The organism is Streptomyces sp. NPDC001848 (genome assembly GCF_042891915.1).
In the GTDB taxonomy this organism is placed as follows: Bacteria; Actinomycetota; Actinomycetes; order Streptomycetales; family Streptomycetaceae; genus Streptomyces.
The window spans coordinates 276,036-283,876 of sequence record NZ_JBIATP010000002.1 but is presented as its reverse complement, the minus strand read 5'-3'; the positions used below and the strand labels follow the sequence as shown (position 1 = coordinate 283,876).

At 71.1% G+C, this 7,841-nt stretch carries 7 protein-coding genes; 2 read left to right on the top strand and 5 right to left on the bottom strand.

Annotated features, from left to right (window positions below; translation table 11 throughout):
• Nucleotides 1-142: 142 nt before the first annotated feature.
• Nucleotides 143-1,495: a class II 3-deoxy-7-phosphoheptulonate synthase gene (locus tag ACFYZJ_RS04365; protein ID WP_388562699.1), complete on the bottom strand. Its 1,353-nt coding sequence runs from the start codon at nucleotides 1,493-1,495 to the stop codon at nucleotides 143-145.
• A 37-nt stretch (nucleotides 1,496-1,532) separates the two neighbouring features.
• On the opposite strand from ACFYZJ_RS04365, the gene ACFYZJ_RS04360 reads away from it, so the two are divergent.
• On the top strand, nucleotides 1,533-1,658 hold the full coding sequence (locus tag ACFYZJ_RS04360) for a trp operon leader peptide (RefSeq protein WP_388562697.1): 126 nt from the start codon (nucleotides 1,533-1,535) through the stop codon (nucleotides 1,656-1,658).
• A gap of 103 nt (nucleotides 1,659-1,761) precedes the next feature.
• Complete coding sequence (locus tag ACFYZJ_RS04355; RefSeq protein ID WP_388562695.1) at nucleotides 1,762-3,648, top strand: anthranilate synthase family protein; 1,887 nt, start codon at nucleotides 1,762-1,764, stop codon at nucleotides 3,646-3,648.
• Nucleotides 3,649-3,710: 62 nt separating this feature from the next.
• Here ACFYZJ_RS04355 and ACFYZJ_RS04350 read toward each other — a convergent pair whose 3' ends face one another.
• From ACFYZJ_RS04350 to ACFYZJ_RS04335, 4 genes are all read right to left on the bottom strand, one after another.
• Nucleotides 3,711-4,739 carry a 6-phosphofructokinase gene (locus tag ACFYZJ_RS04350; RefSeq protein WP_388562693.1) on the bottom strand — a complete coding sequence of 343 codons (1,029 nt, stop codon included), beginning with the start codon at nucleotides 4,737-4,739 and terminating at the stop codon, nucleotides 3,711-3,713.
• A gap of 207 nt (nucleotides 4,740-4,946) precedes the next feature.
• Complete coding sequence (locus ACFYZJ_RS04345) at nucleotides 4,947-5,594, bottom strand: response regulator (RefSeq protein ID WP_388563369.1); 648 nt, start codon at nucleotides 5,592-5,594, stop codon at nucleotides 4,947-4,949.
• Between the two features lie 50 nt (nucleotides 5,595-5,644).
• Nucleotides 5,645-6,889 carry a MacS family sensor histidine kinase gene (gene macS / locus ACFYZJ_RS04340; protein ID WP_388562691.1) on the bottom strand — a complete coding sequence of 415 codons (1,245 nt, stop codon included), beginning with the start codon at nucleotides 6,887-6,889 and terminating at the stop codon, nucleotides 5,645-5,647.
• A gap of 38 nt (nucleotides 6,890-6,927) precedes the next feature.
• Nucleotides 6,928-7,683, bottom strand: coding sequence for a lysophospholipid acyltransferase family protein (locus ACFYZJ_RS04335; protein WP_388562689.1), 756 nt, complete (start codon nucleotides 7,681-7,683; stop codon nucleotides 6,928-6,930).
• Nucleotides 7,684-7,841: the final 158 nt, after the last annotated feature.

Here is a 7,841-nt window from a genome sequence, read left to right as displayed (position 1 = left end):
CCAACACCCCCGCCCCCCCCCCCGCTTTTTAAAAAAACACCACACCCCCCCCGCCCGCGGGGGGGGGGGGGGGCGGCGGGGGGGGGGGGGGGGGGGCCCCCCCCCCCCCCCCCACTCCCACGTATCGGCCGGCGCCCGACGGCTACTGGTCCCGGTACATCTCCGCGACCAGAAACGCCAGGTCCAGCGACTGGCTGCGGTTGAGCCGCGGGTCGCATGCCGTCTCGTAACGCTGGTGCAGGTCGTCGACGAAGATCTCGTCGCCGCCGCCCACGCACTCGGTGACGTCGTCGCCGGTCAGCTCCACATGGATGCCACCCGGGTGCGTACCGAGCCCCTTGTGGACCTCGAAGAAGCCCTTGACCTCGTCGAGCACGTCGTCGAAGCGGCGGGTCTTGTGCCCGGAGGCCGCCTCGAAGGTGTTGCCGTGCATCGGGTCGGTCACCCAGGCCACCACCGCGCCGGACGCCGTGACCTTCTCCACCAGCTCGGGGAGCCGGTCGCGGATCTTGTCCGCGCCCATGCGGACGATGAAGGTCAGCCGGCCGGGCTCGCGGTCCGGGTCGAGGCGGTCGATGTAGCGCAGCGCCTCCTCGGCCGTCGTGGTCGGGCCGAGCTTGATGCCGATCGGGTTGCGGATCCTGGAGGCGAACTCGATGTGCGCGCCGTCCAGCTGCCGGGTGCGCTCACCGATCCACACCATGTGCGCCGAGACGTCGTACAGCTGCCCGGTGCGGGAGTCGACCCTGGTCAGGGCGGACTCGTAGGCGAGCAGCAGCGCCTCGTGCGAGGAGTAGAACTCGACGGTCTTGAACTCCTCCGGGTCGGCCCCGCAGGCGTGCATGAAGTTCAGCGCGTTGTCGATCTCGCGCGCCAGCTGCTCGTAGCGCTGACCGGACGGCGACGACTTCACGAAGTCCTGGTTCCAGGCGTGCACCTGGCGCAGGTCGGCGTAGCCGCCGGTGGTGAAGGCGCGCACCAGGTTCAGCGTCGAGGCGGACGCGTGGTACATGCGCTTCAGACGCTCCGGGTCCGGGATCCGCGACTCCTCGGTGAACTCGAAGCCGTTGACGGAGTCACCCCGGTACACCGGCAGCGTCACCCCGTCGCGGGTCTCGGTCGGCTTGGAGCGCGGCTTGGAGTACTGGCCGGCGATACGGCCGACCTTCACCACCGGCACCGAGGCGGCGTACGTGAGCACGGCGCCCATCTGGAGCAGCGTCTTGAGCTTGTTGCGGATGTGATCGGCGGACACCGCGTCGAAGGCCTCGGCGCAGTCGCCGCCCTGGAGGAGGAACGCCTCTCCCTTGGCGACGGCCGCCATCCGGGCGCGCAGCTGGTCACACTCGCCCGCGAAGACGAGCGGCGGATACGACTCGAGGTCCGCGATCACTGCGCGCAGAGCCTCGGGGTCGGGGTACTCGGGCTGCTGCGCCGCGGGCAGGTCTCGCCAGGTGTTGCCAGCACTCGCGCTGGTCTTAGCGTTCACGGTCACCCCTCAAACATTACGGGGTCGTGTCCACCGCTTATCGATGCGCTCGACTGATGAGACGGCTCGTCCCGCCCGGGCCCGCGGCTCGTGTAGGGTGCGGGGCATGTTCGCGCACTCGACCCAGAACCAGAACTGGTGGTGGACCGCTTCTCCGGCGGCCCACTGACTACGCGTACGCACGACGTCGCGAAGGCCGCCCGAGGGGCGGCCTTCGGTGTTTTCGCGACCGGGCCGTTCCCTCTCTCACCTCACCGAGAAGGACACCGCCCATGAACCTGCTCGACCTGCTGGACGATGCCCGCCCGTTCGCCCTGCTGCGCCGCCGCACCCCGGGCCGCGACCACGACGTCGTGGAGGTGCTGACCGGCCCGGTCGCCCGTTGCGAACGCCTGGCCGACCTGCCCGACGAGGCGCTGGCCCTGGTCCCGTACCGCCAGATCCGCGAGCGCGGCTTCGACGTCCGCGACGACGGCACCCCGCTGCTGGCGCTCACCCCCGAGGAGTCGTACGAGATTCCCCTGGACCAGGCGCTGGCGCAGCTGCCGGGGCATGACGTCCGGGTGGAGGACGGCGGCTTCGACGTCGCCGACGAGGAGTACGCCGAGATCGTCGGACGGGTGCTTCAGCAGGAGATCGGGCGCGGCGAGGGCGCCAACTTCGTGATCCGGCGGACGTACCAGGGGCGGATCCCGGGGTTCGGGCGGGCCGACGCGCTCGCACTGTTCCGGCGGCTGCTGGTCGGGGAACGGGGAGCGTACTGGACCTTCCTCGTATACACCGGTGAACGCACCCTGGTCGGGGCCAGCCCCGAGGTGCATGTGCGGATGTCCGGCGGGACCGTCGTCATGAACCCGATCAGCGGCACCTACCGCTATCCCGCCGGCGGCCCGACCCCCGACGACCTGCTCCGCTTCCTCGCCGACGGCAAGGAGATCGAGGAGCTGTCGATGGTCGTCGACGAGGAGCTGAAGATGATGTGCACGGTCGGCGACATGGGCGGGGTCGTCGTCGGACCGCGCCTGAAGGAGATGGCCCACCTCGCGCACACCGAGTACGAGCTGCGGGGGAAGTCCTCGCTTGACGTGCGTGAGGTGCTGAGGGAGACGATGTTCGCGGCGACGGTCACCGGGTCGCCGGTGCAGAACGCCTGCCGGGTGATCGAGCGGCACGAGGTCGGCGGTCGGGGCTACTACGCGGGCGCCCTGGCCCTGCTCGGCCGGGACGCCGGAGGCGCGCAGACCCTCGACTCCCCCATCCTCATCCGCACCGCCGACATCGACGCCGACGGAGGGCTGCGGGTGCCCGTCGGGGCCACGCTCGTGCGCGGCTCCGACCCGGCGGGCGAGGTCGCGGAGACCCACGCCAAGGCGGCGGGGGTGCTGGCGGCACTGGGGGTACGGCCCGGGCGGCCGCGCGAGGAGCACGCACAGCCGCGACTGGCGGACGACCCGCGGGTGCGGGCGGCCCTGGACGGGCGGCGGGAGAAGCTCGCGCCGTTCTGGCTGCGGATGCAGGAGCGCGCCTCGGAGCTGACCGGGCACGCGTTCGTCGTGGACGGCGAGGACACCTTCACCGCGATGCTCGCGCATGTGCTGCGCTCGACCGGTCTCGAGGTGACCGTACGGCGGTACGACGAGCCGGGGCTCAGGGAGGCGGTGCTCGCACACTCCGGTCCGGTGGTGCTCGGACCGGGGCCCGGCCACCCCTCTGACCCGGCCGATCCGAAGATGCGGTTCCTGCGGGAGCTGACGGCTCAGGTGATCCGGGGGCACCGGCACGGGGTGCTGGGCGTCTGTCTGGGCCATGAGCTGATCGCGGCCGAGCTGGGCCTGGAGATCGTCCGCAAGGAGGTTCCGTACCAGGGCGCCCAGACGGAGATCGACCTGTTCGGGCGGCGGGAGACCGTCGGCTTCTACAACAGCTTCGTGGCGCGTTGCGACGACGAGGCGGCGGCCGAGCTGGCCGCGCACGGCGTCGAGGTCAGCCGCAGCGCGACCGGCGAGGTGCACGCTCTGCGGGGGCCGGGATTCTCCGGCGTGCAGTTCCACCCCGAGTCGGTGCTGTCGGTGGGCGGCGCCGGCGTCGTACGGGAGCTGCTGGACGGGTCGGCCGCCGCGGGTACGAGTCCCTTGGCGGAGGGGCGGCCGGCGGTGTAGGTCGAGGAGGAGGGCCGGCCGGGGTGGGACCGCCCCGGCCGGTTCCTCGGTGGCGGGTGGCGTCAGCCGAAGAAGACGCCGACCTCCTGGTACAGCTTCGGGTCGACCGTCTTCAGCTTGGCCGTGGCCTCGGAGAGGGGAACGCGGACGATGTCGGTGCCGCGCAGGGCGACCATCTTGCCGAAGTCGCCGTCGCGGACGCAGTCGATGGCGTGCAGGCCGAAGCGGGTGGCGAGCCAGCGGTCGAAGGCGCTGGGCGTGCCGCCGCGCTGCACATGCCCCAACACGGTCGTCCGGGCCTCCTTGCCGGTGCGCCTCTCGATCTCCTTCGCGAGCCACTCGCCGACGCCGGAGAGGCGGACATGCCCGAAGGAGTCCAGCGACCCGTCCTTCAGCACCATGTCGCCGTCCTTCGGCATCGCGCCCTCGGCCACCACCACGATCGGCGCGTACGACGCTTTGAACCGGGACGTCACCCACGCGCACACCTGGTCGACGTCGAAGCGCTGCTCCGGGATGAGGATGACGTTGGCACCGCCGGCCAGTCCCGAGTGGAGGGCGATCCAGCCCGCGTGACGACCCATCACCTCCACCACCAGCACCCGCATATGGGACTCCGCGGTGGTGTGCAGGCGGTCGATCGCCTCGGTCGCGATGTTGACGGCGGTGTCGAAGCCGAAGGTGTAGTCCGTGGCGGACAGGTCGTTGTCGATGGTCTTCGGTACGCCGACGACGTGGACGCCGTACTCGTCGGACAGGCGCGCCGCGACCCCGAGGGTGTCCTCGCCGCCGATCGCGACGAGCGCGTCGACCTCCTCCTTGGCGAGGTTGTCCTTGATGCGGCGGATGCCGTTCTCCTGCTTGAGGGGATTGGTGCGCGAGGAGCCGAGGATGGTGCCGCCGCGGGGCAGGATGCCGCGCACGGCGGGGATGTCGAGGCGGACGGTGTCGCCTTCGAGGGGACCCCGCCAGCCGTCCCGGAAGCCGACGAAGTCGTAGCCGTACTCCTGCACGCCCTTGCGCACGATGCCCCGGATGACGGCGTTGAGCCCGGGGCAGTCGCCGCCTCCGGTCAGTACTCCGACCCGCATGGAAATGTCCCTTCGCCGCGGTTGCCTGATGCGGGTCACGCTAATAGTGACCCAGGTCACTGCGGCATGGGCGGGAAGGTCAATTTCGGTGAATTGTCCGCCAGTTGATCTCCGTCAATCCACTCGAAAGCGGGATATCCCTCCTGAGGTTGACACGATCGGGGATCTGGGCGGCCCGGTCGGGCCGGGAAACGCCGAGGGGCCGGGCTACTCGCCGTCGAGTCCGCGCTCGATCGCGTACCGGACGAGCTCGACCCGGTTGTGCAACTGGAGCTTGCCCAGGGTGTTCTGGACGTGGTTCTGCACGGTGCGGTGCGAGATGACCAGGCGTTCGGCGATCTGCCTGTAGCTCAGGCCCTTGGCGACCAGACGCAGCACCTCGGTCTCGCGGTCGGTCAGCCGCGGTGCCTTCGGCTCGTCGGTGCCGGCGGCGGGGGCCGGTTCGGAGGCGAGGCGGCGGTACTCGCCGAGGACGAGCCCCGCGAGACCGGGGGTGAACACCGGGTCGCCGACCGCCGTGCGGCGCACCGCGTCGATCAGCTCCTGGGTGGACGCCGACTTCAGCAGGTAGCCGGTCGCGCCCGACTTCACGGCCTCCAGCACGTCCGCGTGCTCGCCGCTGGCCGACAGCACCAGGACGCGCAGCGCCGGGTTGGCGCCGACGAGCTCCTTGCAGACCTGGACGCCCGGCTTGGCGGGCAGGTTGAGGTCCAGGACGAGCACGTCGGGCGAGGCGGCCCGGGCCCGGCGCACGGCCTGCTCACCGTCCCCCGCGGTGGCGACGACGTCGAACCCGGACTCTGCGAGGTCACGCGCCACGGCATCCCGCCACATGGGGTGATCGTCGACCACCATGACCCTGACCGGGGTCTGCCCCCGCTCGTCCGTCAGCGTGCCGTTCTCCGTCACCGCTGCTCCGCCTTCCCCCGTGCGCCCCTGAGGTCCCGCCGGTCCCTCACGGCCTTCGGTAGCTTCAGTTCCACTTCAGTGCCCTGGCCCGGGACCGAAATCCACTCCGCCGTGCCGCCGATGTCGCGCAGACGGCCGCGGATCGACTGGGCCACGCCGAGGCGTCCCTCCTCCTCGGCCCGGGCGAGCCGTCCCTCCGGGATGCCGGGCCCGTCGTCCCGCACGGTCACCACGACCCCGTCCGGCTCGTCCTCGACCAGGATCCAGGCGCGGGCATCCTCCCCCGCGTGCCGGCGGACATTGTCCAGGGCGGCACCGACAGCGGCGGCCAACTCCCGTGCGACGGCCGGGGCGAGCGGCACCGGGCAGCCCGGTTCGGACAGCGTCACGCGGGCGCACGCGTACGGGGCGAGCAGGGTGCGCAGGTCGATCAAGCCCTCCTCGGCGTCCGGTTCGTCGACCGCGCGGACGACCGCGCCGAGCGCCACGTTTTCCGACACCCGCGACGGCGGCACGAGGCCCCCGGAGACCAGCGTGCGCAGCGCCACCTCCTGCTCCCCGGCCAGCCGGCCCAGCTCCGCGGCCTCACCGCCGAGCGCGGTGCCGCGCCGCTGCACCATGGCGAGCACCTGGAGCACGCTGTCGTGGATGCCCCGGGCCAGCCGCTCCCGCTCCCGGGTCGCGGCCTCGATCTCCAGCGCGCGGGCGAGGGTGCGCTCGGAGGCGCGGGCGACCTCGACGACGTAGCCGATCGCGATGGAGGCGACCCAGACGAGGACCACGTTGTGCACGGTGTCCCGGGCCGGGGAGCCGCGCTCGATCAGGTTCGCCGCGGCGACCGGCGTGGAGGCGAAGGCCGCCCAGCGCCAGCCGCCCTTGAGCGCGTACGCCAGGACCGACCCGGCGGTCCATATCGACGGCAGGGTCGGGCCGCCCGAGGCGATCCGCTCGTGGGAGTCGGCGACGGGCGTAAGGAGGATGCCGCTGAGCGCGATGGTGAGGTCGACGGCCAGGAACCACCTGGTGCAGCTCGCCGCGTTCGCGACCCGGGGGAGCGTGGCCAGGGTCCACACGCTCAGCACGAGGTAGTAGGCGATCGCCGGCCAGGGCCGGGTGAACGTGTCGTAGGCGGTCACGAAGAACCCGATCGCGTACAGCATCGTCAGGACCCGGTACCCGGCCAGGGCACGCCACAGCGGCTGCTCGACCGACATCCTGATGACACGCTCGCGCTGAGCCACGTCCCCCAACCCCCCAGCCAAGTCCTACGGACCGTGCTCTACGAGTCCGTCGTCTCCTTCTGCGCTTCCGTCTGCTTCTGCGCTTCCGTCTGCGCTTCCTTCTGAGCCTGCTTCTCCGCCTTGGCCGCCTCCGCGATCTGCCGCTTGGCGGCGGTCGCGTAGATGTCGACGTACTCCTGACCGGAGAGCTTCATGATCTCGTACATGACCTCGTCGGTCACCGCGCGCAGCACGAACCGGTCGTGCTCCATGCCCTGGTAGCGGCTGAAGTCCAGCGGCCTGCCGATCCGGATGCCCGGCCGCATCAGCTTGGGGATGACCTTCCCCGGCGGCTGGATCTTCTCGGTGTCGATCATGGCGACCGGGATGACGGGCGCCCCGGTGGCGAGCGCCACGCGCGCGAGGCCGCCGGGCTTGCCCCGGTAGAGGCGGCCGTCGGGCGAGCGGGTGCCCTCCGGGTAGATGCCGAACAACTCGCCGCGCTGCAGCACCTCGATGCCGCTCTTGATGGCGGCCTCGCCCGCGCCGCGCGCTCCGGAGCGGTCGACGGGAAGCTGACCGACGCCCTTGAAGAAGGCCGCGGTGAGCCTGCCCTTCACGCCGGGTGTGGTGAAGTACTCGGCCTTCGCGATGAAGGTCACCTTGCGGTCGAGCACGGCGGGCAGGAAGAACGAGTCCGAGAAGGACAGGTGATTGCTCGCCAGGATCGCGGGGCCCTCGGCGGGAACGTTGTCCAGGCCCTCCACCCACGGCCTGAAGGCGAGCTTCAGCGGCCCCCCGATGGATACCTTCATCGCGCCGTACAACAACCGAGTGCCTCCTGTGTCTGTCGAACAGACCTTAACGCGGCCCGCCGACAAAGGATCCGACGACCCTGGTCGGTGTCAGTGCCGTCGCGTACGGTGAAGTACCTGCAATCGACGTGCCCAGCCCCTTTTCATGAACAGGAGAC